The sequence below is a fragment of the Sphingomonas jatrophae genome (genome assembly GCF_900113315.1).
GTDB lineage: Bacteria > Pseudomonadota > Alphaproteobacteria > Sphingomonadales > Sphingomonadaceae > Sphingomonas_P > Sphingomonas_P jatrophae.
In genome coordinates this window covers 941,752-967,751 of sequence record NZ_FOZG01000002.1, presented here as the reverse complement: position 1 = coordinate 967,751, position 26,000 = coordinate 941,752, and the positions used below count along the sequence as shown (strand labels likewise).

The following is a 26,000-nucleotide window of genomic DNA, read 5'->3' as shown; positions in this document are numbered from 1 at the left end:
GCGTGGGGCGCAATCTGGCGGACGAGGAAAGCGAGGCGATCGCCGCGCTGCTGGGCCCACGCGGCGGCGGATCGTCGATGGCGGGCAGGCGCGAGCAGCGCACCGCGCTGCGCCCGGGATCGCCGCCGCCTGCGCCGGGTGCCGGCACCGCGATGCAGACGGCGCGGGTCGGCGCGAGCGCGGCGGCGGCGCCCGCTTGGCTGCCCTGGGCGGCGCTGCTGGGCGGAACGGTGATTGGCGTCGGCTGCATTCTCGGCGGGCTTGCCGTGGCGGAGGCGGTGGCGGGCGCCGTGTGGCCGGAGGGGACGGACGCGGCGTGGCGGGTGGACGCGCTGTTCGCCGCGATCATCTTCGCGCCGATGCTGGCTCTGGCGCTGGGTGCTGCATGGGCGACGCGGGTGCGGGCGCTGCCGCGCGGGCGCGCACCGCTGGCGATGCTGGCGCTCGGCCTTGCGGTGGGGCTTGGCGGGGTGACGGTGGCGACCGGCTATGCCGCCTTTGCCGGCGTGGCGCAGGCGGGCGAGGCGGCGGTGCTCGGGCCGCTCCTGCTGCTGGGATCGGCGATGATGCTGCTGCAATCGGGCACGGAGGAGGTGCTGCTGCGCGGGTGGATGCATGGCGGCATCGCGCGGCGCTGGGGGGCGTGGCCGGCCATCCTGCTGACGGCGGCGGTGTTCGCCGGGCTGCACGTGCTGGGCGGCGCGCGCGGGATCATCGAGCTGGCCAATCTGACGCTCGGCGGCGTGCTGTTCGGGCTGCTGCGGTGGAAGAGCGGCGGGCTGCTGGCGCCGGTGGCGGCGCATTATGGCTGGAACTGGCTGGAGGGGCTGGGCCTGGGGCTCGACCCCAATCCGGGGATCGGCGCTTATGGCGCGGTGACGAATGTCGATCTGGTCGGTCGGGCGCTGTGGGGCGGATCGCCGGTGGGGCTGAATGGCAGCCTGGCGATGCTGATGGTGCTCGCCGCGCTGATCGTGCCGATCGTGCTGTGGCGGCGCGGCGGCGAGCCGGCCTGAGCGGGGTCGTGTAGGACGCCGCCGCGGATTTCACCCGCAAAGACAAGGAGTAAGAGGCCGACCGGCGCGTCCTGGTGCGCGCATCCGGGAGGGGGTCGCCCGCGTGACCGGGCCGCCCGCCTCAAGTTGTGGCGCGTCTGCCTTCGAGACGCTGCCGGTTCGGATGGGGATGGTGGCGGGGAAAGCGACCATGCCCCGCGACTGCCCGCATCCCGGCCCGGGGTATCGCCCGCGCCGTTCAATCTATCTTGCGAAGCTTCGACTGGGAGCCGGATGTCTTCGCGCCGGTCGGTGCCCGTAAGGCTGCCCCTTGCCCGCCGCCGCGATCACTGGTGGCGAGCGGGCAGGCTGTTAGCCGATATGGTTCGTTCTGTCAAGGTCCTTATAGCCATAGTGGCCTGCTTGACCTCGGCCGATGGGACCGATTGACAGGATCGGCCGTTCGCATAGCCTCCCTCGTCCGAGAGGAATTGCACCATGCGGATTTTATTGATCAGTCTGATGATCGCGGCCCCCGCAGCCCCGGCGCTGTCCCAAGGCGCGAAAGGCCGCGCGCTCAGTTTCGGGACGCAGGAGGGGCCGGGCTATGGCGGCCTGAGTGGCCCCACTTACTCGGACCAGATCTGCCTCAAGCACAAGCGGACGGGCAAGCGCATCTGCAAGGACCGGTTGGGCTGGGAGCGGGAAGCGGCCCGTCTTTCCGCAGCCACCCAAACCAACGGGCGGCGGCCGTAACAAGCCGGTGATGGCGGCGTCAGCCTGCCCGAGCGGCGCGGGCGACGTCGATGCGGTCGCGTTCCTTGATGAAGGCGGTGCGGGGGGCGCCGGTCAGGGTGCGGCCGCTTTCGGTCTGGATGCTCAACGGGTCGACGGGCGCGCCGTCGATGTGAACTTCGTAGTGGAGGTGCGGGCCGGTCGAGCGGCCGGTGGTGCCGACCTTGCCGATCTCCTGCCCCTGGTGGACGCGCGCGCCCGCGACGATGCCGGGCATGAACGCGCTCTGATGGAGGTAATAGGTCTGCCAGCCATTGTCGTGGCGCAGGATGGTGAGGTTGCCGTTCGCACCCTTCATCGCCGCCCACTGCACCGTCGCATCGCCCGAGGCGTAGATCGGCGTGCCGGTGGGGGCGGCGAAATCGGTGCCCTTGTGCATCTTGACGAAGCCCAGCACCGGATGCGTGCGGATGCCGAATTGCGAGGAGACGCGCGCGCCGTCGACGGGCGTGCGCATCAGCGCGCGGACGATGGAGGCGCCGTTGCCGTCGAACCAGCCGCCCTCCTCACCCGCCGGCTGGAACCAGTAGAGCGAGCGTGACTTCTCGCCCGTCGTCAGGCTGGCGAAGAGCAGGCGGGGCGTGCCGACGGGCTGGCCGGCGGCGTTCTTCTGCTGCTCGAACGCGGCCTCGAACACGTCGCCGGGATGGATTTCGCGCTGGAAGTCGAAATCGAAGGCGAAGGCCTTGGCGAAATCGGGAATGAGCGTGTCGGTGACGCCCGCGGCGACCGCCGAGGTGTAGAAGCTGTTGGCATCCATCTCGCCGCGGATCACGGTGACGACGGTGGAGAGCGACGCCTTGACCGGCGCGGCGTCGAAGCCGCCGGCGCTGCGCTTGACGACGACACCGGACGAATCCTCAAACGACGCATCCAGCCGGGCGAGGCGGGTGGCGGCGCCCCCCTGCAACAGGGTCAGCACCGCGCGCAGCTCCCCCTTGCGCTCGCCGATCGTCCGCAGCGCCGCGGCGGCGGCGGCATCCGCCTCGGTCGCGGGGACGCCCGCATCTGCGAGCGCAGCGCGCAGCTCGGAGGCTTGCGACAGGACGAGCGTGCGGCGCGCCTCCGCCACCGTGGCGGCAGGCGCAGTCTTGGCCGCGGGCGTGGCGGCGGGGGCGACGGGCGCCGACGGCTGCGGCCCGCCGGGGCGCGAGACGAGCGCGGCGACGCCGCCCGCCACCAGCAGCGCCAGCGCCGCACCGCCGCCGAGCAGCGCAGGCGAGGGCGCGCGCCGTTCGCGCTGCGGCGTCGCCTCGGGCGAAGGCGGCGCGGCGGCGGGGGCGGCGCCGGGCGTCGTCGCGCCCGCCGCGGACCAGGTGCGCGGATCGAAGGAAGGATCGTCCTCGTCCGACATCATCAACGCGCCCCCCGACACACGACATTATCGAAGAATTGCGCGACGAAAGTGCTCCACGTCACGCCCGATATGTCTTGGGCTCCGCATAACGCCGCTTCCGGCTCCCGTGAAGCTGTGCTTAAATGGTGGCGCGGCGTGGAGTGCCGGGGGGAAGTAACGAATGGCTGGCAAAAGCCGCGTCGCGTGGCGGGAGGGCTTGTTTCTCCGCCCGCAGCATTTCCAGCAACAGGATCGATTCTTCTCCGGCGAGTTGACCGCGCGGATCGATGGCGTGCGTCCCTATCCATGGGGGCTGACCGAGATCGTCGTCGACGAGGATCTGGCGACGCTCGGCAAGTTCGGCGTGAAGCGCGCCGTGGGCGTGATGCCCGACGGCACGCCCTTCGCCATTCCCGACGACTTTCCCCCGCCCGAGCCGCTCGACATGCCGGGCGACGTGCGCGACGGCCTCGTCTCGCTGACGCTGCCCGCGGCGCAGGCGGGCGCGATCGAATTCCGCGAATCCGATCAGGCGGGGCATGATGCGCGCTTCCTGGTGGACGAGAGCGAGGTTTCCGACGCCTTTTCGGACGAGCGCGCGCACGAGCCGATCGAGGTGGGCCGGCCCAACCTGCGGTTCGGCGTGACGCGCGAGCAGACCTATGGCCGCGTGACGCTCGGCCTCGTCCGCGTGCGGGAAGTCGCGAACAAAAGGCTGATGTTCGACGACCGCTATATTCCGCCCGCGCTCGACATCGTCGCGTCGCGGCGGCTGAAGGGGGGCTTGGCCGACATTCTCGGCCGGGCCGAGCAGCGCGCCGACGAGCTGGCGCTGCGCGCGGTGGAGGCGACGGACGGCGGCGCGGAGACGTTCGCCAGCTTCCTGCTGCTCCAGGCGCTCAATCGCTGGGTGCCGATGATGCGGCACATGGACAGCCTGCCGCGCATCCATCCCGAGCGCCTGTTCGAGACTTTGGTGGGGCTGGCGGGCGAGCTGGCGACGCTGACCAAGCCCGAGCGGAAACCGCCGGCCTTCCCGCGCTACGACCATGAGAACCTCCAGCTGACGTTCGAGCCGGTGTTCGACCTGCTGCAATCGATGCTGTCGGCGGTGTTCGACCGCTCCGCCATCCAGATGCCGCTCGATGCGGCGGGGCCGGGCGCCTACGTCTCGACCATCGTCGATCACAACCTCTACCAGCACGGTTACTTCTATCTCGCGGTCAATGCCGCGGCGCCGCTGGACGAGATTCGCGGGCGCTTCCCCGCTGTCGCCAAGATCGGCGCGGTGACGAAGATGCGGCAGATCGTCGAGAGCGCGCTGCCGGGCGTGCCGCTCCGTCATACGCCGACGCCGCCGCCGCAGCTGCGCGTGCTGCCGGGCTATGTCTATTTCGAGCTGGACCGCGGCGCCCCCGACTGGCGCGACTTTGCCAGCGCGCCCGCGCTCGGCCTGCACGTGGCGGGTGACTGGCCGCAGCTGAAACTCGAACTCTGGTGCGTGAAGAGGGCCGGGCGATGAGCAACGGGAACGATTCGGGCGGCAATCGCACGGTGTTCCGCCCGTCGCCGCTGCAGGGCTTAGGGCGCGGGCAGCAGCCGCCGGCGGCGCCCGGGCAGGCCCCGGCCTGGGGCAGCGCGCCCGCCTCCAACACGCCGGCCTGGGGCTCGGCGCCGTCCGCCGGCGGCTGGGAAGCGCCGTCGCATTACGAGCCGGCACCCGCGCAGCCCGCTTATGCGCCGCCGCCACCGCCGTCCGCCGCGCAGCCCGCGCCGCAGCCGCGGATGCGCGACGACGACGTGCCGCAGCCATCGAAGCCGCAGGACGTGCGCAACCGGCTGATGTCGGAGGCGGCGCCGCTGCTGGCGCTGGCCTCCTCCGTCCGCTCGGGCCGCGCGCGCACGCCGATGCCTGAGCTGCACCGCCAGGCCTCCGCCGCGATCGCCACGTTCGACCGCGCGATCGCCGGCCACTACCCGGAAGAGATTCGCCAGCGCGCCAAATATGCGCTGTGCGCGACGATGGACGATATTGCGCAGAACCTGCCGGGATCGGGCATGGACGCGGCCGAATGGGCGCGCCGTTCGATGGTGGTGCAATTCTTCCAGGAGAATATCGGCGGCGACCGTTTCTGGCAGCTGACCGACGACATGCTGGCGCGCCCGGCGCAGAGCGCGGACATCATCGAGCTGTTCCACGCCTGTCTGGCGGCGGGCTTCGAAGGCCGGTTCCGCATCATGCCCGACGGCAAGCGGCGCCTGTATGAGATCGCCAGCCGGCTCTACGCCGCGCTCGAATTTCCGCGCAGCCTGTCGTCGCAGCAGATGGTGACGGCGTGGCCGGGCGAGAAGGCGCCGCTGAAGAAGGTGGGCCTGTGGGGCTATGTCGCGCTGGCGGCGGCGGCGGCGGCGGCGGTGCTGCTGCTCGTCTACATCCTGCTGCGCGTGCTGCTGATGGCGGGGGCGAGCGATCCGTTCGCCGCGCTCGGCAAGATCAATCCGGATGCGCCGCTCCGCCTGTCGCGTGCCGCCGCGCCGCCGCCGCAGGCCGCGGCCAGCCCGCAGGCGGACAAGCTGACCGAGTTCCTCGCGCCCGAAATCGCGCAGGGGCTGGTGAAGGTGGAGGAGGATGCCTCCACCGTGCGCGTGCGCACCACGGTCGGCCAGCTGTTCCAGTCCGCCTCCGACCAGCTCGACGAGGGGCGTGAGGCGCTGTTCCACCGCATCGGCAAGGCGATTCAGAGCGAGCCGGGGCAGGTGACGGTGGAAGGCCATGCCGACAGCGACCGCGTCTCCACGCTCGCCTTCCCGGACAATACGACCCTGTCCAAGGCGCGCGCCGATACAGTCGCGAACATCATCAAGAGCGAGCTTTCGGACCCGGCGCGCGTCGTCTCCGAAGGCTATGGCGAAGCCCGGCCGATCGCCTCCAACGACACCGCGGAGGGCAAGAGCCTGAACCGCCGCGTCGAGGTGGTGGTGCCGCGGCGCAACTGACGAATTCGAGCGGGGGCTCTGAAGGCATGGGCGCGGTCAAGCGGTTCCTGACGAACTGGTGGTTCGTCTCCATCGTGGCGGCGCTGTTCGCGCTGCTGGTGCTAGCGGTCGGCCTGCCGATCTTCGTCGGCTTCCTCAGGCCCTGGTGGGTGCGGCTGATCGCCGCGGTGGTCGTGCTGGCGGTGTGGGGGCTGCTGGCGTTCCTGCATGTGCGCAAGGGCCGCAAGGGCGCCGATGCGATCGCGGCCGAGCTGGCGGCGCCGCCGTCCGCCGCGGACGAGGAGAGCAAGCTGCTCGCCCAGCGGATGGGCGAGGCGCTGGGCCAGCTGCGCACGAGTGCGGCGGGCAAGAAGCAGCGCGATTATCTCTACACGCGGCCCTGGTACATCATCATCGGCCCGCCGGGTGCGGGCAAGACGACCGCGCTGCTCAATTCGGGCCTGCGTTTCCCCTTCGCCGATCAGGCGTTCAAGGGATCGGGCGGCACCCGCAACCTGGACTTCATGTTCGCCGACGAGGCGGTGCTGGTCGACACCGCCGGCCGCTACACCAGCCAGGATTCGGACCGGGAGGTCGATTCCAAGGGGTGGACGGGATTCCTGTCGCTCCTGAAGAAGAACCGGCCGCTGCAGCCGATCAACGGCGTGATCGTGGCGATCGGCATCGACGAGCTGGTGCGCGGCGACCGCGTGTCGATCGACAATCATGCCGCGGCGGTCAGGCGGCGGCTGATGGAGCTCAGGCGCACGCTGGAGATCGCCGTCCCCGTCTATGTGCTGCTGACCAAGGCGGATCTGCTGGCGGGCTTCGTCGAATATTTCGAGGATCTCGACGTCGAGGGCCGGCGCGCGGTGCTCGGCCATACGCTGAAGTTCGGCACCGGCGCCAAGCCGTCGGCCGAGCAGCTGATGACCGCCTATGACGAGATGGCGCGCGAGGTGGCGGACCGCCAGGCCAAGCGCCTGTCGGAGGAGCCCGATGCCGCGCGACGCGCGCTTATCCTCGGCTTCCCCGCGCAGCTGACCGCGTTGCGGGCGCGGCTGCTGCGCTTCCTCGACGGTGCGTTCGTCGCGGGCGACGATCCTGCGGGCGTGCTGCGCGGCGTCTATCTGACCTCCGGCGTGCAGGAAGGCGCGCCGTTCGACCGCATCATCTCGGGCATGGCGCAGGTCTATGACCAGCCGCGCGGGTCCGGCGGGGCGCAGGGCGGCGGGCGCGCCTACTTCCTCAACCGGCTGCTGGCCGAGGTGATGTTTCCCGAGGCCGGGCTGGTCCAGTTCGACCCTGCCGCGCGCAAGCGGCAGCGGGGCATGCTGATCGGCGCGATGGCGGGCGTGGGCGCGATCGCCGCCATCGTGCTGCTGCTGTGGGCGATCAGCTTCGTGCGCAATCGCTCGTTCGAGAGCGAGCTGATGGCCAAGGCGACCGAGGCGCAGGGCCTCGTCCGCCAGACCGGCATCGACATGCAGGAGGTGCGCGACAGCGACCCCGATCTGCCGCAGGCGCTGGAGGCGCTGCGCGCGCTCCGGAATCTGCCGCGCGGCTATGCCGAGCGGCAGGCGGGCTGGGCACCGCTCTCCATGCGCTGGGGCCTGTTCCAGAGTGGCTTGAGCGAGCAGGCGGAGCAGACCTATCGCGAGGGCGTGCGCCGCATCCTGCTGCCGCGCATCCTGCTCCAGCTGGAGAAGGTGATCGCGGCCAACCAGTCCAACCCGCTGTCCGTCTACGAGCCGCTCAAGGTCTATCTGATGCTGGGCGCGCAGGGGCCGATGAACAAGGGCGCGGTCCGCTCCTGGGTGGAGACGCACTGGGCGCAGACCGAATATCCGGGCGCCGACAACCAGACGATGCGCGCCGAGCTGAACCAGCACCTCAAGGCACTGCTGGAGGATGACGACCTCGCCGGCGTGTGGCCGGGCCGCAAGGCGCCGCTGGACGGGCAGCTGATCGCCTCGGCCCGCGCCGCGGTCGGCCAGATGTCGATGGCGGAGCGCGCTTATGCGATCCTGCGGCAGAAGGTCGCCTCGTCGGGCGCGGCGCCGTGGACCAGCGCCAACGTGCTGGCATCGGGTGACGCCGCCGCCTTCGCCAATGGCGACGAGGTGCTGCAGCAGCGCGTGCCCTATTTCTTCACGCGCGGCGGCTTCGAGAAGTCGTATCAGACCGGCCTGCAGACGGTGCAGCTGGATCTGCGCAAGGATCTGTGGGTGATGGGCGGCGATGCCGACACGACCGCGGTCAAGGAGCAGATGACCGGCGTGAAATCGGGTGTCGCGAGCCTTTATGCGCGCGATTACAACGCCGCGTGGGACAAGGTGATCGCCAGCCTGCAACCGGCCGATTACTTCCACAATCCGGCGGCGCTGGCGGCGGTCACCCGCTCGCCCTCGCCGATCAAGCTGATGCTGCTGGAGGTGCGCAAGAACACCACGTTCGAAGGCGGCTTCCGGGCGTTCAAGGAACAGCAGGTCGAGGATTTCGTCCGCGACAACAAGGACCTGGCCGAGCTGAACATGGGATCGACCACGTTCGACGCGGCCGAGGACATCACCATGCACTTCTCGGCATCGAACGATTATGTCGGCGACGGCAAGTCGTCCGCCCCGATCGACGAGTTCATCGCCGCGCTGAAGGATGCGGGCACCGCGGTGCAGACGGCGAAGATGGCGGGCGGGGGCCTGGGCGGCGAGGCGGCGCAGGCGCAGATGAACGAGGCGATGGCCAAGGTCGGCACCGCGGCCGCCGGCGCGCCGCCGCAGCTGCAACCCTTTGTCGAGAAACTGAGCGAAGGCGGCGGCGCGGCGCGTGTCGGCGCGGCGACGGGTGCGGTGACGGAGGATTATGCGCAGAACATCCTGCCCGCGTGCAAGGCGGCGGCGCAGGATCGCTATCCCTTCTTCACCGCGTCCGCCAACGACGTGACGCTCGTCGATGCGACCAAGGTGTTCGGCATGGGCGGCACGCTGGACCAGTTCGTCAGCCAGCGGCTGATGCCGCTGCTCGACACGACCGGCCCGGTGTGGCGCTGGAAGGAAGGCGATCCCGTCGCCGCCGCGCTCGACCCGGCCGTGCCCGACCAGTTCGCCAAGGCCGCCGAGCTGCGCGACCTGATGACAGCGGGGCTGACCATCCGCATCGCGCCGGCGAGCTTCGCCGGCACGATCGACGCGGCGCAGTTCAAGGCGGGCGACGCCACCTTCCGCTGGGGCAAGGCGGACCTTGCCGCCGCGGCGCCCAAGCCGCTGCGCTGGACCGCGCAGGGCGGCACGCCCGAGGCGAGCGTGACTCTGTTCCAGGGCGACAAGGCGGTGGCGACGCTGAGCGAAGAGGGGATCTGGGCGCTGTTCCGCCTGATGGAGAAGGCGACGCGCGAGAATGCCGGGCCGACCGCCTTCCTCGCCACGTTCGGCGATGCGAGCGCGGGCGCGACCTTCAAGGTGACGCTGCCGAGCGAGAAGAATCCGTTCGCCAAGGGCGGCATGTGGACGTTCCGCTGCCCGGTGACGCTTTGACCGCGGCGCCCGCTGCGCCTGCGGCGATGCTGTTCGGCAAGCTGCCGAGCCATGGGGACTTCATCGCGCGCGGGCTCGATCCGGCGCGACGGCAGGCGCTCGACGAATGGCTCGCCTCTGCGCTGGCGGAGGCGCAGGACGTGCATGGCGACACGTTTGAGCCACGCTATGACAGCGCGCCGGCGTGGCGCTTCGCCTGGGAAGAGAGCGAGGGCTGGCTGGCCGGCGCAATGGCGCCGTCAATGGATTCGGTCGGCCGGCGTTTCCCCATCCTCGTCGCCGCGCACACCGGGGAGCGGAGCGCGGCGGCAGGGCTGGCGCAGGCCTGCGAGGATGCGATCTACCAGGCCTTCGCGCGCGGGCTGGACGCCGATGCGCTGCATGCCGGGCTGATCGCGCTGGCCGAGGAAGCGCGCGCGCCCAAGCCGCTGCCGGGCTGGTGGACCGCGGGCAACGACGCCTTCCCCGCGGCGCGGCTGGAGGGCGAGCGCCCCCAGGGCCTGTTCGCCATGATGCTGGGTGCGGGAGAGCAAGCGTGACGGTGGCAGGGCTGCGGCTCGACGCGCTGGTGCGGACCGATGTCGGCCGCGTGCGCGATCACAACGAGGACGCTTATTGCGAGCGGCCGCAATCCGGCGTGTGGGCGGTGGCCGACGGCATGGGCGGGCATGAGCGCGGTGAGTGGGCCTCCGCCACCATCGCCGAGGCGTTGGGCCAGGTGCCGCCGCAGCCGGACTTCGACACCCTGCTGCAACGCGCCGCCGACGCGATCCACGCCGCCAACGGCCGCATCTTCGCCGAAGCCGAGGCGAAGGGCGCGCAGATGGGCTCCACCGTCGTCGCGCTGGTGGTGAAGGACCGGCGCTTCGGCGTGCTGTGGGCGGGGGACAGCCGCGGCTATCTGCTGCGCGGCGGCTTCCTCCACCGGCTGACGCGGGACCATACGCAGGTGCAGGAGATGGTCGATCGCGGCCTGCTCACCCCCGAGGCGGCGGAGGGGCACCCGATGGGCCATGTGCTGGCGCGGGCGGTGGGCGTGCGCGGCACGCTGGAGCTGGACGCCATCGCCGACGGGGTGGAGCCGGGCGACGTCTTCCTGCTGTGCAGCGACGGCCTGACCGGCGTGGTGGAGGAGCCGGAGATTGCGCGCATGCTCGACCCCTCCACCGCGCGCACCGCACCCGACGCGCTGGTCGAGCTGGTGCTGGAGCGCGGTGCGCCCGACAATGTCACCGTGGTGATGGTGTCGGCGAGCGAACCGACCTTGCTTTCCTTCGCGGCAGGCGAGACAGGATGACGCTATGACCGGCGACGACGACAAGAAGCCTCCGCAGGAGGAGCGGACGGTGTTCATGCCGGCGCCGGGGCAACAGCCGCCCGCGGCCGATCCGTGGGGCGGAGCGCCGCCGCCGCCGGCACCGGTCGACTGGGGCAGCCCGCCGCCTTCCCAGCCCGCCGACTGGGGAACGCCGCCTGCGCCGCCGCCATCCTCGCAGCAGACGCAGGGCGGCTGGGGTGCGCCGCCGAGCGACCGGCGCACCGCCCCCGGTGTGCCGGTGCAGCCGGCCCCGCCGCCGAGCCAGGACCAGACCGCGTTCAACCGCACCTACATGCCGATGGCACCGCGCCTCGATGGCGACCGCATCCAGATCGGCGACGTGCTCAACCACATCTTCCGCGTCGATCGCTTCATCGCGCGCGGCGGCATGGGTGAGGTGTTCGAGGGATCCAACGTCAATTCGGACGAGCGCGTCGCGATCAAGGTGATGCTACCCGCGCTCGCCGCCGATCCCAACGTGCAGGCGATGTTCCGCAAGGAGGCCAAGACCCTCACGCGGCTGACGCATCCCGCGCTCGTCCAGTATCGCGTGCTGGCGCAGGAGCCGCAGCTGGGCGTGCTCTACATCGTCACCGAATATATCGACGGCAAGAATCTCGCCGACGTGCTGGGCACGCTGCGCCCGAACGAGGACGAGCTGGCGATGCTGACGCGCCGGCTGGCGGACGGCCTGCGCGTGGCGCATTCGCTGGGCGCGATCCACCGTGACATCTCGCCCGACAACGTGCTGCTGGAGGACGGGCGGCTCGACAAGGCCAAGGTCATCGATTTCGGCATCGCCAAGGATCTCGATCCCGGCAGCAAGACGATCGTCGGCGATGGTTTCGCCGGCAAGCTCAACTATGTCGCGCCCGAGCAATTGGGCGATTTCGGCCGCGACGTGGGGCCGTGGAGCGACGTTTATTCGCTCGGCCTCGTCATCCTCGCGGTCGCGATGGGCCGCAATGTCGAGATGGGCGCGACCCTGGTCGATGCGGTGGACAAGCGCCGCGCCGGGCCGGACCTGACGCCCATCCCCGAAAAGCTGCGCCCCGTGCTGGCGAAGATGCTCGCCGCCAATCCGGCGGAGCGGCTGCGCTCCATGGAAGAGGTGATCGCCGCGCTGGACGGCGGTGCGCGCGGGGCGGCGCCCGCGGCAGCGCGTGTCGCGGAGCCGGCGGCTGCACCGGCCAAGTCGAAGACGCCGCTGATCGCGGGCGGTGCGATCGCCGCGCTGCTGGTGCTCGGCGTCGGCGGCTGGGCGCTGACATCGGGCGGGGACAAGCCGGCCGACCCGACCGTGGCTGCGGCGGGCGGCGCGGGCGCGGGGGCGGTGGCCGATTCCGGGCTGCCCGTGGCCGATCAGGCGCGCGGCGCGATCGATGCGGCGCTGCCGGGCATCGGCTGCACCTGGCTGGACATCACCGACATCACCCAGCGCGGCGAGCGCGGCGTGGCGGTGGCGCTGAACGGCGTGGCGGATGCGCCCGGCCGCGCGCAGGGCGCGATCTCCAAGGCGTTGCAGGAAAAGGGCATCACCGCCGCCGACATCAATTTCGAGGAAGTGGCGACCGTTCCCGCCAGCATGTGCGACGCGCTGGACGCGTTCCGCGCGATCCGTGCGCCGAATGCCGAGGGGCTGACCGTGGCGCAGCGCAAGTGGGAGCGGGCCAAGGGCGCCGACGGCGCGACCGGCGCGGACGTGGTGCTGAACATCGATCTCGGCCCGGCGAACCAGGGTGTCGGCTTCTTCGGGCTGACGGAGACGGGCGCGGTGGAGAACGTCAACTCGCCCGACGGGCCGGTGACCAAGCGCGCGACGATGGAGGGGCTGCTGAAGGGCGTGCTGCCCAACGTCACGCCGCTCGGCGGCAACAAATATCGCGTGCCCCTGTTCATCGACCATCTCGGCTGGTCGGGCTTCATGCTGCTGACGGGTAAGGAGCCGTTCGACGGCGCGCTGATCACCACACCGCCCGGACAGCGCGGCGCGGACTGGAAGCAGAAGTTCGAGGGCGAGGCGCAGCGCGGCGGCTGGAAGTCCGAGATGGTGTGGTTCAAGACGGTGGACGAGATACCGGGCTGAAGGCGGCGCGGCGCCCCTTGCGTGGGCGCGCATCCTCTGGTTCGGTCGGCGCCTCGCCAGCAGGAGGCCGCACGCATGTTCCGAACCCTCGTTTCCGCTCTCGCCCTGTTCGCGACGGCGGCGGGCGCGCAGGCGCCGCGGGCGGACCAGGCGGTGTTCCGCGATCTCTACAAGGCGCTGGTGGAGACGGACACGTCGGTGGCGACCGGCAGCTGCACCCGCGCGGCGGAGCTGGTGCGCGACCGGATGCGCGCGGGCGGCTTCACCGATGCGCAGCTGACGCTGTTCAAGGACGACAAGCTGCCGCTGGATGGCGGCATCGTCGCGATGCTGCCGGGCAGCGACCCGAAGGCCAAGCCGATCCTGCTGCTTGGCCACATCGACGTGGTGAATGCACGGCGCGAGGATTGGACGCGCGATCCGTTCAAGTTCATCGAGGAAGGCGGCTATTTCTACGGCCGCGGCACCGCCGACATGAAGGGATTGGCGGCGATCTGGATCGATTCGCTGATCCGGATGAAGCAGCAGGGCTACAAGCCGAAACGCACGATCAAGCTGGCGCTGACCTGCGGCGAGGAATCGGGCGCGCGGATGAACGGGGTCGAGTGGCTGGCCAAGAACCGGCCCGACCTGATCGCGGCGGAGTTCGCGCTCAACGAGGGCGGCGGCGGCGATGCCGATGCGTCGGGCAAGCTGATCAGCCAGACGATGCAGGTGGGCGAGAAATCCAACCGCAGCTATGAGCTGACCGCGACCAATCCGGGCGGGCACAGCTCGATCCCGATCGATGACAATGCGATCTACGCGCTGGCCGACGCGGTGCAGAAGGTGCGCGCATACAAATTCCCGGTGCGCTTCAATGATACGACGCGCGCCTTCTTCGCCAAGGTGGGCGCGGATCGCGACGACGAGACGGGGCGCGCGATGGTGCGGCTGGCGGCGAACCCCGGCGATGCGGCGGCTGCCGCGATCGTCTCCCGCGACCGGACCTACAATTCGATGCTGCGCACCACCTGCGTCGCGACGATGCTGGCGGCGGGCCATGCGGTGAACGCGCTGCCGCAGCGCGCCACCGCGACGATCAACTGCCGCATCATCCCCGGTGAGGATGGCGACACGACCAAGGCGGCGTTGATCGCGGCGGTGGGCGATCCCAAGCTTGCCGTGACGATGGTCGGCCGGCTGCGCCCGATCGCGGTGCCGCCGCCGCTGTCGGCGAAGATCATGGCTCCGGCGGAGCGGCTGGTGGCGAAGCATTTCCCCGGCGTGCCGCTGATCCCCGCCATGTCGACGGGCGCGACCGATGCCACCTACCTCACGGGCATTCCGACCTATGGCGTGCCGGGGCCGTGGGGCGATCCGGACGGCAATGGCGCACACGGGCTGAACGAGCGGATGGGCGTGAAATCCATCTATGCGGGGCGCGATTTCCTGTTCGAGCTGGTGAAGGCCTATGCGGACGAGTGAGGGGGAGGCTGGTTCCGGCCCGACAGCGGCCGATCAGTTGTCGAACGAAGTCAGGCGTTCACTCCAGTCGCTCGGACAGGCGTGCGTGCAGGAACAGCGCTAACTCTCTCGCGTGGCGCCCCCAATGCGCCTCATACATGAAACGGAGATACCACGCCGCATCATCAGGGCCGCTCTGCTCGCCACGCCAGAGAACTTCACGCAAGTCCTCCGTTAGATCAGCGAGATCGTCGATCGCGTCGCCAGTCATCGCTGCCTCCCCCAACGCTAAGGGACTTGAGACAGCGTAGAGGCCATAGGCAGGAAATCGTGTCGCAATCTGCCCATACACGGAAGTCCAATCACGATCGGTTCGCGCGACTTCGGCGTCGGCGGGCTCTGCCTCCGGAACGTCGTGGACAGCCGCTAGAAGGCGATCGAGGGCCACAAGCAACTCCGCGTCGGATGGGGGCACGTCCGCCCACACCACATCAAGAAAGGATCGCGCAACGACCATCGCAGAAGGCTTCATGATCCTGCCCAACTGTCACTCAGACCCGGCGAGCGGGACGTCCGCTTCCCACCAGTCCAAGCCATTCCGCTCCGGCGCCACAACCTTGATCTAGTTTCGGAAGCTGCCGGCCGAACAGTGCTGCGGCGCTCCGAAAGGCCCCTCGTCATGCTGAAACGAGTTCAGCATGAAGGGAGGAGGTAGGATGCGCGCTACTTCTTCGGGCGCCGCGCCGATTGTTCTTCGTAGGCGCGTTTGAATTCGCGGGAGAAGACTTCCATGAAGGCTTCGTCCGAGCCGTGGGCGACGCCGCCGAATTCGCGCTCATAGGCCTGCCACAGCGCCGCGTCGCGTGCGCCGGGGAGGATGCGGGACATCAGCCCCTTGTCTTCCGCGCGCGCCTTGATCGCGGTCGGCGAGAAGCGGTCGAGCGTGGCCTTGAGCGCGCCCTGCATCGCCTTCAGCGTGGCGATCTGGTGCGACTGGAGATCGTGGAACGCATCCTCGACCGCACGGTCGGCCGGCATGAAGCCGCGCTCTACGGGATTGAGCAACTGCGCCAGCGCGCCCTCGGGCGTGCGGGCGAACTTCATCGGGTTGTTGCCGTCGAACTCGAGCGCGGTGGACTGCGCACCCATCTGCGACTTGGCGCGGGCGCGGGCCTCCAGCATCACCACCAGCCCGGCGACGAGACGGCGGACGAGCCCGCCGGCGGACGCCATCAGATCGGCGTCATTGCCCTTGAGGTCGCCGCGCTTGAGCCCCGCCTCGGCAAGGAAGCGCGCCATCGCCTCGCCGCTGCCGGGCGCGGCGGCGGGGGGCTGCGGCGCGGCGGCGGGGGCGGCCGGCGCCTGCGGCGGCATCGGCATGGGGGCGGGCGGAGTATAGGCGGCAGCGGCAGGCGGCGTCGGAAAGGCGGTGGGCGCCGGGGCGGGCGCGGGGCGTGCAGCGGGCGGCGGGCTGCCGCCGAAGCCGGCGGCGGGCGGAGGCGTCGCAGGCAAGGCGGCGATGGCGTTGCGCGGCGTCAGGCCGAGCTTGTCCGTCTCGGCCGGCGCTGCTGCCGCGCCGAAGCCGCCGCGCGCCCAATCGACCACGTTGCCGTCGTTGATCTTGCCCCAGACATCGTCGGCGGTCGGAGCGCTCGGCCGGTCGGCGACCGCGCTGGACCAGCCTGAGGCGGCCTGCCCCTGTTCGGCCGGGCGATCCCAGGCGGAGGGGTTCGGCGCCTGCTCCACCGTCTTGTGCGTCGGCACGAACGCCTCGGTCGGCGCGGCGAAGGACGAGGTGGGGGACGGGCTGGCCGGTGCGGGCGCGGGTGCGGCCCAGCTGGCGTTGGACGGGGCAGGGCCGGTCGCGGGGGGTGGGCTACCCCAGCCGGCGGACGCGCCGCTCTCCGCGGCGGGTGCGGCGCCCCAGCCGTCATTGCTTGAGGGTGCCGGCGCGGCGGCGGCGCCCCATCCGTCGTTGCCGCCGGCGGCAGGCGCAGCGGGCGCGGCTCCCCAGCCGCCTGCATCGGCGGCTGGCGCTGCGGGTGCAGCACCCCACCCGTCATTGCCCGACGGCGCGGGCGCGCCCCAGCCATCGGTGGCAGGGGCGGCGGGCGTGGCAGGGCTGGCGGGTGTGCCCCACCCGTCCGACGCGGGTGCTGCGGGGCTGGCGGGTGCGCCCCAGCCGTCGGCCGACGGTGCGGCGGGCGTGGCAGCCGCGCCCCAACCGCCCGCGGCGTCGCCTGGCGGGGCGCCCCAGGCGGAGGCGTCGGGCTTCGGGATGGCAGGGGCGGCCCAGGCGGCAGAGGCTGCGCCGGCACCGAGAGCGGGCGCCGCGACCGATGCGGCCGACCCCCAGCCCGAGCCGGCCGCCGGCGCGGCCGCAGCGCCGCTATCCCACCCGCCCCAGCCGCCGGAGGCCGCGGGCGGCGCGGCGGGGGGCGGTGCGGCGGCGGCGGGGCCGCCGGTCAGCGTAACGACGATCTCGTAATGGCCGACGGCGATCACGTCGCCATCCTTCAGCGTGACGGGCTCGTAGCTCCGCTCGGTCGCGCCGTTGATGAAGGTGCCGTTGGTGCTGACGTCGATCAGGCGATATTGGCCGTCGACGAAATCGATCTCGGCGTGGCGCGACGAGATATAGGCGCGCGGATCGGGCAGGCTCCAGTCGACCGTCGCCGAGCGGCCGATGACGGCGCCGCGCTGATCGAGATCGATGCGGGTCGGAACGCCGTTATCGAGCGCGTCGACGTTGCGGATGGTGAGGCCGAGTTTGGGAGCGCCCGAGCCGTGCCCGCCCCACATCAGCCTGCCGCCTGCGGCGCAGGCGCGCCGGAGGCGACCGCCTCACCCGCGGCGAGTGCCGCCTGGAGCGCGGCGGCGCGCTCCCCCGCCACGCCGGCGGCGATCACCACGGCGGTGGATGCGAAGCGATTGCACATGCCGTCCTTGGGCAGCACCGGCGCGACCCCTTCGGGAGCGATGCTGCCGCCCGAATAGTAGGTCGCGAAGCCGAGCATCTGCTCTGGCCCGGCTTCGTCCAGCGCGCGCGCGGCATCGAAGGCGGCGCGGCGCAGGCTGTCATTCGGATCCTTGACCCACTCCGCGACGAGATCGAACACCGCCTGCTCGGCCGGTTCGGCCGGCGTGTGCGCGCGGGCGGCGGCGACCTGCGACGTCGCCCACGCGACGCTTTCATAGCGGGGCAGCGCATGGCCGACGAACGTCACCGCATCGGACAGCTCACCCGCCGTGGCGAGCGCGGTGCAATGCGCGCGCGGTGCCACGCCTTCGGCCGGCGCGTCGCGATCGCGGACGCCCATCAGCTGCGTCACCTGACGCGCCTGCGTCCACCTGACCTTGGTCCACTCGCTCATCGCTTCACCGACCCGCCTTAGTTCAACATGATCAGGCCGCCATCGACGTCCACCATCGCATCGCCCTTGATCGTCATCATGGGCGCCTGCTGGGACATCATGGCATCGGCCTTTTCGTCGATCATGATGCCTTTCAGCTTTATCCCGGTTTGGTCGATCACGATAGAGTTGCCGGCGACCTTGAGCGTGATCGAGGTGCCCGCCTCGATCTCGATCGTGTTGGTGACCTTGACCGTCTGCGACTGGTTGACGGTCAGCTTGTCGTTGTTGTCGATCGTGGTGGTGCGGCCGCCGTGGATCTCCGACGTCTGGTCGAGGCCGACATTGTGCGTCTCGTTGCGGCGGACGCGGGTGGCGAGATCGCGCTGGGCGTGGACGAACAGCTCCTCCTTGCCGACCATGTCCTCGAAGCGGATCTCGTTCGCGCTCGGGTTCTTGGTGTCGAGCGGCTTGGCCGCGCCGACATCGTCCGCGCCGCCCGCCGACGTATAGGTCTGCGTCCGCCACACGGCGCGCGTCTTGTTGCCGGGCAGCGCGTAGATCGGCATGTGCTGCTGGTTGAACACGCGGCCGACGACGAGCGGGCGATCGGGATCGCCGTCGAGGAAGTCGACGATTACCTCGTGGCCGACGCGCGGCAGGATGATGTTGCCGAGGCCGCCCGTCTGCGACACGCGCAGCCAGCATGTCATCTTGCTGACCGGATCGCCCGAGCGATCCCAGTGGAAGCGGACCTGGACGCGGCCATATTTGTCGGTGTGGATCGTCTCGCGCTCCGGCCCGATGACGATCGCGGTCTCGGGCCCGCGGACGACGGGGCGCGGCGTGAATTGCGGCGCGCGCCACTTGGCCTCGACCGGCACCGCTTCGAACACGACGCCCTGGTCGCCGCCGCCGCTGCCCGAGCGGTAGGTCTCCGTCACCAGCACGTGATGCGTGCGGGTGATCAGCAGCTCGCGATTATAGCGCTCGTTCGGGTGCGAGGCGATCTTCACCTTGGTGCCGATCTCCAGCAGCGGCAGCTGCGATTCCGCGGTGTAGAGCACCTGTTCGGCGCGGCGGCCGTCGAGGATCGCCTCGGCCAGCCGCTTGCCATGCGCCGGCTGGATGTAGGGGCCAGGCCACTCATAGACCTCAGCGACGGGCGCGGCGCTCGTCTCCTTGGCGTCGGCGACCTGGGTGAGCGGTTGGCCGGGCTTCTCGAAATCCCAGTCGCGCAGCGTCACCTTGGTCTCGGCGCCAGTGCTGACGCGTTCGTGCAGGCGCTGGACATATTTTTCGGAGCCGAGCGCGGTGCGCGCCGCGCTGTCGGCGTGCAGCACATGCGCGCTGGCGCTGTTGTAGGTGAGCGGCGTCGCCTTGCCGGCCTGGTGATCGGCGGGCTTTTCGCAGATCACCATCTTGTGACCGCCGGGACTGTGCGAATAGAAGTAATAAAGCCCTTCTTCCTCCATCAGGCGCGAGATGAAGGTGAAGTCGCTTTCACCATATTGGGTGCAATATTCGCGGACCAGCCCGCTGCCCGCCGCACGCACCTCGAGATTGGCGGAGAAGCCGGCCTGCGCGACGAGCGCCTTGATGATGTCGATCGCACTCTTGTTGTAGTGGATCATGAAGTTGCGGTTGTGCGACATGAAGTGGGTGAACGGCCGGAGCGCCAGGCGGTAATGATGCCCTTCCTCCTCGTTGAGGAATTCACCCTCCGCGATCAGGCCGTGAAAGTGGCGCTGCAGCTGGTCGTCATCCTGCTTGATCGTGACGCAGGCGGCCTTGCCGAGGTGCGGCAGCAGATCGATCTCGCCCAGTTCGGAGATGAGATCGACCGAGATCGAGAAGGGCCGGCCAAACGACTCGACCGCTTCGACCCGTTCCAGCAGGATCTGTTCGCCGCCGAGATTGATCGCGAGCTTGGCCTGCCGCTCGCCTCCCCCCGACTGACTGCTGAACGACGACTGCCTGTCTGCCATTACCCGCTCCCCGCCGGACGCACACGGGCGCCCGGAACCGAATTACACCACCCAATGACGGTTGCAATCTCGCCCGCCTGACTTGGATCTCTTGTGTTGCGGGTCACATACGATTTGAATTATGGGAAGTAATCATCGACTCCATCATCAACGAACCGTCTTGGGGGCTCCAAGCCATGAAGTCCGCGATTGTTGTCGCCGTGTCCCTGTCTGCTCTGTCGCTGCCGGGTGCGGCGCTGGCACAGGTGAAGGCGAGCCGTTCCGCTGCACAGGTCGTCTGCGAACTGACCGGTGACTGCGCTGCCGAGTCGGCGGACTCGGGCATCGAGCTGCCGAAGGAAGCGGCGTTCAGCTTCACCCGTCCGGGCACGGTGAAGGCGGCGACCGCGCCGGCGCGCCAGGCGCAGCCCGTGGCCGCACGGCCCGCCGCGCCGACCCGCGTCGCCTCCGTCGCCCGCCCCGCGCGCGGCGCAGCGGCGGCCGCTGCCGTCGCGGCACCCGCCCGTCCGGCATCGCCGCAGGGCATCGACATGCGCATCACCTTCGGCCTCGGTTCCGCCGAGATGACGCCGCAGGGCCGCGCCGAGGCGGAAGCCTTCGCCAAGGCGCTGCAGCTGCCGGCGCTGGCCTCGCGCAAGTTCGTCGTCGAGGGGCACACCGACGCGAGCGGCGATCGTGACGCGAATGTCCGCCTGTCGCAGGCGCGCGCCGAGTCGGTGGCGAACTTCCTCAAGGCGCAGGGCATCGCCGAGGACCGGCTGATCGCCAAGGGCTTCGGGCCCGACAAGCCGCTGCCGGGTCGCTCGGCGGCGGCGGCCGCGAACCGGCGGGTGCAGTTCGTTCCCGCCAGCTGATGGTTAAGCCAAGGCGGCCGCGGTTGATCCCGCGGCCGTTTTGGTTTCAAAGGTATCGGGTGGCGGATCGCGGGGGTTGGCGATCGCGTCACGGGTGAAGCGTACCGGGGGGTGCGACCATGGCGGTTGATGTCGCGTTATTGTTGGCACCCGTCGATGGCGACAGCCGCGTCGGCGAAGACCTGTCCTACGACGATGGACGCATCCAGATCGAGAGCGCGTTCGAGCGCTCGGTCAGCGACGACGATGACGCGCCCGAAGTCGAGGTCGACTGGCGCAGCACGATCAACGCGATCGTCGAGCAGAGCGCGCAGACCAAGGACGTGTGGCTGGCCGTCTATCTGGCGCGCGCGGGCGCCAAGGCGGGCCAGCTCGACGTAGTCGAGGCGGGTGCGCAATTCCTCGGCGGGCTGTTCGAGGATTATTGGCCCGACGTCCACCCGCAGCTCGACGAATACGGCTTCCAGGGCCGCAAGGGGCCGACCGAGTCGCTGACGCGCATCGGCGAATTCCTCGGGCCGCTGAAGAAATTGCCGGTGCTGCGCCACCCGCGTCTCGGCGTTTTTTCGGGCGCCGACTTCGCCCGCTTCCGCGAGGGCGGGGCGAGCGAGGATGGCTATGGCATGTTCCGCGCCGCGCTCGAGGATATCGGCGACGAGGGCCTCGGCGAGATCCTGCAGCAGATCGACAACATCATCGACGGCATCAAGCGCGCCGACCGGGTGATGGTGGCCAATGCCGATGGCGATACCGGCACCAATTTCCAGCCGACCTATGATGCGCTGAACGAGATCCGCCGCGGCATCGCCGCCTTCACCAGCACCGGCGCGGATGCGGGCGAGGAGGATGCGGCCGAGGCGGGCGACGACGATGCAGCGGCCTATGCCGGCAGCTTCGACAGCGGCAGCGGTGGCGGTGCTTCGGGCGGGCCGGCTTTCTCCGGCGGCGTCAACAGCCGCGAGGACGTGCTGCGCGCGCTCGACGCGATCGTCGGCTATTATCAGCGGCGCGAACCGTCTTCCCCCGTGCCGCTGGCGCTCAACCGGGCGCGCGAATGGGTCAACGCCGATTTCCTCACTGTGCTGGAAGACATAGCGTCCGGCGCCTTGGACGACGTTAAGCGCATTCTCGTCTCACAACGCTCGGACTATTGAGCGAGACGAATAAAGACGCGGAGCAGATTGTAGCAGACCTGCTCTTGGATTAATCTCAGGCAAGGCAGACCGTCCGGGCGGCAAGGGCCTCCCCGACGAGATCGAGGGGGTTCACGATGTCGAAAAGCGGCCAGCGTTTCATCAAGGAAAACCGGGCGCCTCGCGTCCACATCGAATATGAGGTCGAGACGTTCGGCTCGCGCCAGAAGGTCTCGCTGCCGTTCGTCATGGGCGTGCTGTCCGACCTGTCGGGCAAGAGCCATGTCGAGAAGAAGAGCCTCGACAAGCGCGACTTCGTCGAGTTCGACATGGACAATTTCGACCAGCGCATGGCCGCGATCGCGCCGCGCGCGGCGTTCAACGTCGAGAATACGCTGACGGGCGAGGGCAAGCTGGCCGTCGACCTGACCTTCAAGTCGATGGACGATTTCGATCCGGGTGCGATCGCCAAGAAGGTGCCGGCGCTGGCCAAGCTGCTCGACGCGCGGCGCGAGCTTAACGACCTCATGCTCTACATGGACGGCAAGGACGGCGCGCAGGACCTGCTCGACAAGGTGCTGAAGGATCCGTCGCTGATGAAGGCGCTCGCCGCCGCCAAGCCCGCGGGTGAGGCCGCCTCCGCCGACGAGCCGCAGGCCTGATCGCGCGGCCACACGCCAACGACATTCGGGAGTTCACGACCATGGCAACCCAGCTCGAGCAGGGTGGCGCACCGGAAGCGGTCGCGCTCGACGATTTCTCCGCGCTCCTCCAGAAGGAGTTCAAGCCGCAGGATGACACCAAGGCCAGCCGCATCGAGGCGGCCGTCGCCACGATGGCGCAGCAGGCGCTCGCCGATTCCAACGTGATCGGCGAAGACGTGTTCACGACGATGGACGCGATGCGCTCGGCGCTCGATCGCAAGCTGACCGAGCAGGTCAACCTGATCATGCATCACCCCGATTTCCAGAAGCTGGAATCGGCGTGGCGCGGCCTGAACTACATGGTGATGAACACCTCCACGGGCACGGACCTGAAGATCCGCGTGCTGAACATCGGCAAGGATGAGTGCCGCAAGATGTTCCGCCAGTTCCGCGACGCGTCGTGGGATCAGAGCCCGCTGTTCAAGAAGATTTACGAGAGCGAGTTCGGCCAGCTGGGCGGCCAGCCCTATGGCTCGTTCGTGTGCGATTACCAGTTCGACCATTCGGCGCCCGACCTGGAGGTGCTGAAGGGCCTGTCGAAGATCGGTGCGGCGGCGCATGCGCCCTTCATCGCCGCGGCGGCGCCGGGCCTGCTCGGCATGGAAAGCTGGCAGGAACTCAGCAATCCGCGCGACATCGCCAAGCAGTTCGACGCGACCGATTATGCCGCGTGGCGCTCGTTCCGCGACACGCCCGACAGCCGCTACATGGCGCTGACCATGCCGCGCTTCCTCGGCCGTCCGCTCTACGGCGCCAAGACCAACCCGGTCGAGGATTTCGCGTTCGAGGAGGATGCCGGCGGCAGCCACGACAACCATCTGTGGCTGAATGCGGCCTATGCGATGGGCACGCGCATCACCGAGGCGTTCAAGACCTATGGCTGGACGACGCGCATCCGCGGCGTCGAATCGGGCGGCACCGTCGAGGGCCTGCCCACCGCCACCTTCCCGACCGACGATGGCGGCGTGGACATGAAGTGCCCGACCGAGATCGCCATCTCCGACCGCCGCGAGGCGGAGCTGAGCAAGGCGGGCCTGATGGCGCTGGTCCACCGCAAGAATACCGACCAGGCGACCTTCATTGGGGCGCAGACGCTGAATGCGCCGCGCCAGTATGAGGATCCGGCGGCGACGGCGAACGCCAACCTCTCCTCGCGCCTGCCGTACATCTTCGCGTCGTGCCGCTTCGCGCACTACCTGAAGTGCATGGTGCGCGACTGGGTGGGCAGCACGCGCGAGGCGCCGCGCCTCGCCGCCGACCTGAACAGCTGGGTGCTGCAATATGTCGACGCGCAGCCCGACAGCTCGTCCGAGGAAATGAAGGCGCGCCTGCCGCTGAAGGACGCCAAGGTCGAGATCGTCGCGGACGAGGAAAACCCGGGTTACTACAAGGGCAAGTTCCTGTTCGTGCCGCATTACCAGCTCGAGGGGCTGGATATTTCGATGAGCATGACTTCGCGTCTGCCCAAGGCATAAGAAAAAAGTTTGGTGCCGGGCTTTCCGGTGATGAAAGTCACTGTCGGACTCGGCACCCACCTCTAAAAGCAAATTCAAGGCGGCCGGCCTCTTCCGGCCAAAGTAAAAAGCGGGAGTTTCTGAAATGGCCGTTGACTCATACCTGGACTTCCAGATCTCGAACAAGAAGATCGACGGCGAGTCGATGGACGACAAGTTCAAGAAGTGCATGCACATCCTGAACTATGAGTTCGCGGTCCGCCAGAAGGGCACCTCCTCGACCGGTTCGGGCCTCGGCGCCGGCAAGGCCGAGTTCGACGACTTCACCTTCACCAAGGCGACCGACTCCGCCTCGCCGCAGCTGATGAAGCACTGCGCCTCGGGCACCCACTTCGACAAGGTCGCGCTGCGCCTGCGCAAGGCCGGCGGCAGCCCCAAGGAATTCATGACCGTCACGTTCAAGGGCGTGCTGATCTCCGAGTTCACGCAGAACGGCGAAGAAGAAGCGACCGAGACGGTGAAGTTCAACTACACCTCGATCTTCTTCGAGTACAAGCCGCAGGACCAGGACGGCAACCTCGGCGCCGCGTCGAAGGGCGGCTGGGACCTCAAGGTCAACAAGGAAGTGCTGGAAGGCGAAGCGCCGAAGTCGGCCTGAGCCTGAACGCGTAAAGAGACGAAGATCATGCCGTCCGCGGACGAGCTGCTTCGCCAGGGCGATCTCGACGGGGCGCGTGCCGCGCTCGTCGAGGTCGTCCGTGCGCGCCCCGGTGATCCGGAGGCGCGCATCTTTCTTTTCCAGCTGATGGCCGTCGCCGGCGAATGGACCAAGGCGCGCACCCATCTCGACCTGCTCGCCAAATTGTCGGCCGAGGCGCAGATGCTGGCCGTCGCCTACAACCAGGCGCTGGAGGCGGAGATCTTCCGCAGCGCCGTGTTCGACGGCACCGCCACCGCGCCGATCCTGACGCGCGAGGCCGACTGGGCCAAGGACATCGCCGAGGCGATCAAGCTGGCCGCCTGCGGCGAGGCGAATGCCGCCGACGATGCGCGCGGCCGCGCCTTCGACGCCGCACCCGATACGCCGGGCACGCTGGACGGCATCGCATTCGACTGGATCGCCGACGCCGATGCGCGGTTCGGCCCCACGTTCGAGGCGATCATCGCGGGCCAATATGGGCTGGTCCCCTTCTCCGCCGTCGAGAAGATCACCAGCGAAGGTCCGAAGGATCTGCGCGACATCGTCTGGTATCCGGTGCAGATCGGCTGGAAGAACGGCCAGTCCGTCGCCGGCATGCTGCCCGCGCGCTATCCCGGCACCGAGCATTCGACCGATGGCGCCGAGCGGCTGGCCCGCGCGACCAGCTGGCGCGAGACGCCGGTGGGCGAGGCGGGATCGGGCCAGCACCTGCTCGCGCTGTCGGGCGGCGAGGAGCGGGGCCTGCTGGAACTCCGCGCGCTCAGCTTCGCCTGAGCCGCGCCATGGCCCTGCCTCCCCGCGCGCGCGCGACCCTGTTCGACAAGCTCGTCTCGGGCAACGACATGGAAGGCCTGATCGACCAGGGCGAGGGGCGCGTCACCTCCGTCAGCCGCGAGACGATGCGCACCTATGCGGTGCCCAAGGTCGAGCGGTTCAACGAGGAGGCGCTGCGCGTCACCGTGCGGCGCGAGATCGCCTGGCTGCTCAACACCACGCAGCTGGGCGCCGCCGTCGATCTGGAACCCTATCCGCACGTGCAGACGTCTGTCTTGAACTATGGCGTGCCCGATCTGGCGGGGCGGGCGATCACGCGCCGCATCATCGTTCAGCGCGCGCGCGACGTGCGCAACGCGATCCGAACCTTCGAGCCGCGCATCGACGACAGCTCTCTGGTCGTCGAGCCGCAGGAGAATGAGTTTGGCGACGGCGCGGTGCGGTTTGCCATCCACGGCGACGTGATCGCCGCGGCGCACCCGATGCCCGTCACCTTCACCACCGCAGTCGACCCGGATACCGCCGCGGTCGAGATCAGCGGCTGAGCGGCGCGCC

21 protein-coding genes are annotated in these 26,000 nt (G+C 69.5%); 16 read left to right on the top strand and 5 right to left on the bottom strand.

What is annotated here, in order from left to right:
• Positions 1-2 precede the first annotated feature (2 nt).
• Complete coding sequence (locus tag BM360_RS13945) at positions 3-1,016, top strand: CPBP family intramembrane glutamic endopeptidase (protein ID WP_093315604.1); 1,014 nt, start codon at positions 3-5, stop codon at positions 1,014-1,016.
• 501 nt (positions 1,017-1,517) lie between these two features.
• Positions 1,518-1,751, top strand: coding sequence for a hypothetical protein (locus tag BM360_RS13940; protein WP_131819272.1), 234 nt, complete (start codon positions 1,518-1,520; stop codon positions 1,749-1,751).
• 19 nt (positions 1,752-1,770) lie between these two features.
• On the opposite strand, the gene BM360_RS13935 is transcribed toward BM360_RS13940, so the two are convergent.
• Positions 1,771-3,147 (bottom strand): peptidoglycan DD-metalloendopeptidase family protein, encoded by a 1,377-nt coding sequence (locus BM360_RS13935; protein WP_093315600.1) that lies wholly within the window; start codon positions 3,145-3,147, stop codon positions 1,771-1,773.
• Positions 3,148-3,307: 160 nt separating this feature from the next.
• Here BM360_RS13935 and tssK point away from each other — a divergent pair, with 160 nt between their 5' ends.
• The 7 genes from tssK to BM360_RS13900 all read left to right on the top strand — a co-directional run bounded on the left by tssK (position 3,308) and on the right by BM360_RS13900 (position 14,506).
• Positions 3,308-4,648: a type VI secretion system baseplate subunit TssK gene (gene tssK / locus BM360_RS13930; RefSeq protein ID WP_093315598.1), complete on the top strand. Its 1,341-nt coding sequence runs from the start codon at positions 3,308-3,310 to the stop codon at positions 4,646-4,648.
• Entirely contained in the window at positions 4,645-6,123 is a 1,479-nt protein-coding gene (icmH, locus tag BM360_RS13925; protein WP_093315596.1) for a type IVB secretion system protein IcmH/DotU, read from the top strand. Before tssK ends, icmH begins: the two co-directional genes overlap by 4 nt.
• 26 nt (positions 6,124-6,149) lie before the next feature.
• A complete protein-coding gene (gene tssM / locus BM360_RS13920) occupies positions 6,150-9,635 on the top strand; it encodes a type VI secretion system membrane subunit TssM (protein WP_093315594.1) in 3,486 nt (1,161 codons plus the stop codon).
• Positions 9,605-10,174 carry a type VI secretion system-associated protein TagF gene (gene tagF / locus BM360_RS13915; RefSeq protein WP_131819271.1) on the top strand — a complete coding sequence of 190 codons (570 nt, stop codon included), beginning with the start codon at positions 9,605-9,607 and terminating at the stop codon, positions 10,172-10,174. The genes tssM and tagF overlap by 31 nt, the downstream gene beginning before the upstream one ends.
• Entirely contained in the window at positions 10,171-10,932 is a 762-nt protein-coding gene (locus tag BM360_RS13910) for a PP2C family protein-serine/threonine phosphatase (protein ID WP_242653485.1), read from the top strand. Before tagF ends, BM360_RS13910 begins: the two co-directional genes overlap by 4 nt.
• Positions 10,933-10,936: 4 nt before the next feature.
• Positions 10,937-13,039, top strand: coding sequence for a serine/threonine-protein kinase (locus BM360_RS13905; RefSeq protein ID WP_093315590.1), 2,103 nt, complete (start codon positions 10,937-10,939; stop codon positions 13,037-13,039).
• Positions 13,040-13,114: 75 nt separating this feature from the next.
• On the top strand, positions 13,115-14,506 hold the full coding sequence (locus tag BM360_RS13900; protein WP_093315588.1) for a M20/M25/M40 family metallo-hydrolase: 1,392 nt from the start codon (positions 13,115-13,117) through the stop codon (positions 14,504-14,506).
• 58 nt (positions 14,507-14,564) lie between these two features.
• Here BM360_RS13900 and BM360_RS13895 read toward each other — a convergent pair whose 3' ends face one another.
• The 4 genes from BM360_RS13895 to BM360_RS13880 form a co-directional block, all read right to left on the bottom strand.
• The gene (locus BM360_RS13895; protein WP_242653484.1) at positions 14,565-15,029 is read right to left on the bottom strand and encodes a DUF5063 domain-containing protein; all 465 of its coding nucleotides are present in this window, start codon (positions 15,027-15,029) and stop codon (positions 14,565-14,567) included.
• A gap of 179 nt (positions 15,030-15,208) precedes the next feature.
• Entirely contained in the window at positions 15,209-17,287 is a 2,079-nt protein-coding gene (gene tagH, locus BM360_RS13890) for a type VI secretion system-associated FHA domain protein TagH (RefSeq protein ID WP_093315584.1), read from the bottom strand.
• Positions 17,287-17,859, bottom strand: a complete 573-nt coding sequence (locus tag BM360_RS13885; protein WP_093315581.1) for a DUF6931 family protein — start codon at positions 17,857-17,859, stop codon at positions 17,287-17,289. The genes tagH and BM360_RS13885 overlap by 1 nt, the downstream gene beginning before the upstream one ends.
• Before the next feature lie 17 nt (positions 17,860-17,876).
• Positions 17,877-19,826, bottom strand: a complete 1,950-nt coding sequence (locus BM360_RS13880; RefSeq protein WP_093315579.1) for a type VI secretion system Vgr family protein — start codon at positions 19,824-19,826, stop codon at positions 17,877-17,879.
• A gap of 176 nt (positions 19,827-20,002) precedes the next feature.
• On the opposite strand from BM360_RS13880, the gene BM360_RS13875 reads away from it, so the two are divergent.
• From BM360_RS13875 to tssE, 7 genes are all read left to right on the top strand, one after another.
• Positions 20,003-20,680: an OmpA family protein gene (locus BM360_RS13875; protein WP_093315576.1), complete on the top strand. Its 678-nt coding sequence runs from the start codon at positions 20,003-20,005 to the stop codon at positions 20,678-20,680.
• 119 nt (positions 20,681-20,799) lie between these two features.
• Positions 20,800-21,834: a type VI secretion system protein TssA gene (locus BM360_RS13870; protein ID WP_093315573.1), complete on the top strand. Its 1,035-nt coding sequence runs from the start codon at positions 20,800-20,802 to the stop codon at positions 21,832-21,834.
• Positions 21,835-21,950: 116 nt separating this feature from the next.
• Positions 21,951-22,475: a type VI secretion system contractile sheath small subunit gene (gene tssB, locus BM360_RS13865; protein WP_093315571.1), complete on the top strand. Its 525-nt coding sequence runs from the start codon at positions 21,951-21,953 to the stop codon at positions 22,473-22,475.
• 41 nt (positions 22,476-22,516) lie between these two features.
• Complete coding sequence (gene tssC / locus BM360_RS13860; protein WP_093315569.1) at positions 22,517-23,992, top strand: type VI secretion system contractile sheath large subunit; 1,476 nt, start codon at positions 22,517-22,519, stop codon at positions 23,990-23,992.
• 124 nt (positions 23,993-24,116) lie between these two features.
• On the top strand, positions 24,117-24,629 hold the full coding sequence (locus BM360_RS13855) for an Hcp family type VI secretion system effector (protein WP_093315567.1): 513 nt from the start codon (positions 24,117-24,119) through the stop codon (positions 24,627-24,629).
• Between the two features lie 27 nt (positions 24,630-24,656).
• A complete protein-coding gene (locus BM360_RS13850; protein WP_093315565.1) occupies positions 24,657-25,445 on the top strand; it encodes a type VI secretion system accessory protein TagJ in 789 nt (262 codons plus the stop codon).
• Positions 25,446-25,453: 8 nt separating this feature from the next.
• Positions 25,454-25,990, top strand: coding sequence for a type VI secretion system baseplate subunit TssE (gene tssE / locus BM360_RS13845; protein ID WP_093315563.1), 537 nt, complete (start codon positions 25,454-25,456; stop codon positions 25,988-25,990).
• Positions 25,991-26,000: the final 10 nt, after the last annotated feature.

What these genes read in the sequence shown, in the direction of transcription:
- tssM (WP_093315594.1), top strand. Translation starts at nt 6,150, where the DNA reads ATGGGCGCGGTCAAGCGGTTCCTGACGAACTGGTGGTTCGTCTCCATC.
- BM360_RS13855 (WP_093315567.1), top strand. Translation starts at nt 24,117, where the DNA reads ATGGCCGTTGACTCATACCTGGACTTCCAGATCTCGAACAAGAAGATC.
- tssE (WP_093315563.1), top strand. Translation starts at nt 25,454, where the DNA reads ATGGCCCTGCCTCCCCGCGCGCGCGCGACCCTGTTCGACAAGCTCGTC.
- BM360_RS13940 (WP_131819272.1), top strand. Translation starts at nt 1,518, where the DNA reads ATGATCGCGGCCCCCGCAGCCCCGGCGCTGTCCCAAGGCGCGAAAGGC.
- BM360_RS13935 (WP_093315600.1), bottom strand. Translation starts at nt 3,147, where the DNA reads ATGATGTCGGACGAGGACGATCCTTCCTTCGATCCGCGCACCTGGTCC.
- BM360_RS13870 (WP_093315573.1), top strand. Translation starts at nt 20,800, where the DNA reads ATGGCGGTTGATGTCGCGTTATTGTTGGCACCCGTCGATGGCGACAGC.
- BM360_RS13885 (WP_093315581.1), bottom strand. Translation starts at nt 17,859, where the DNA reads ATGAGCGAGTGGACCAAGGTCAGGTGGACGCAGGCGCGTCAGGTGACG.
- BM360_RS13850 (WP_093315565.1), top strand. Translation starts at nt 24,657, where the DNA reads ATGCCGTCCGCGGACGAGCTGCTTCGCCAGGGCGATCTCGACGGGGCG.
- BM360_RS13900 (WP_093315588.1), top strand. Translation starts at nt 13,115, where the DNA reads ATGTTCCGAACCCTCGTTTCCGCTCTCGCCCTGTTCGCGACGGCGGCG.
- tssC (WP_093315569.1), top strand. Translation starts at nt 22,517, where the DNA reads ATGGCAACCCAGCTCGAGCAGGGTGGCGCACCGGAAGCGGTCGCGCTC.
- icmH (WP_093315596.1), top strand. Translation starts at nt 4,645, where the DNA reads ATGAGCAACGGGAACGATTCGGGCGGCAATCGCACGGTGTTCCGCCCG.
- tagH (WP_093315584.1), bottom strand. Translation starts at nt 17,287, where the DNA reads ATGTGGGGCGGGCACGGCTCGGGCGCTCCCAAACTCGGCCTCACCATC.
- BM360_RS13905 (WP_093315590.1), top strand. Translation starts at nt 10,937, where the DNA reads ATGACCGGCGACGACGACAAGAAGCCTCCGCAGGAGGAGCGGACGGTG.
- BM360_RS13880 (WP_093315579.1), bottom strand. Translation starts at nt 19,826, where the DNA reads ATGGCAGACAGGCAGTCGTCGTTCAGCAGTCAGTCGGGGGGAGGCGAG.
- tssK (WP_093315598.1), top strand. Translation starts at nt 3,308, where the DNA reads ATGGCTGGCAAAAGCCGCGTCGCGTGGCGGGAGGGCTTGTTTCTCCGC.
- BM360_RS13875 (WP_093315576.1), top strand. Translation starts at nt 20,003, where the DNA reads ATGAAGTCCGCGATTGTTGTCGCCGTGTCCCTGTCTGCTCTGTCGCTG.
- tssB (WP_093315571.1), top strand. Translation starts at nt 21,951, where the DNA reads ATGTCGAAAAGCGGCCAGCGTTTCATCAAGGAAAACCGGGCGCCTCGC.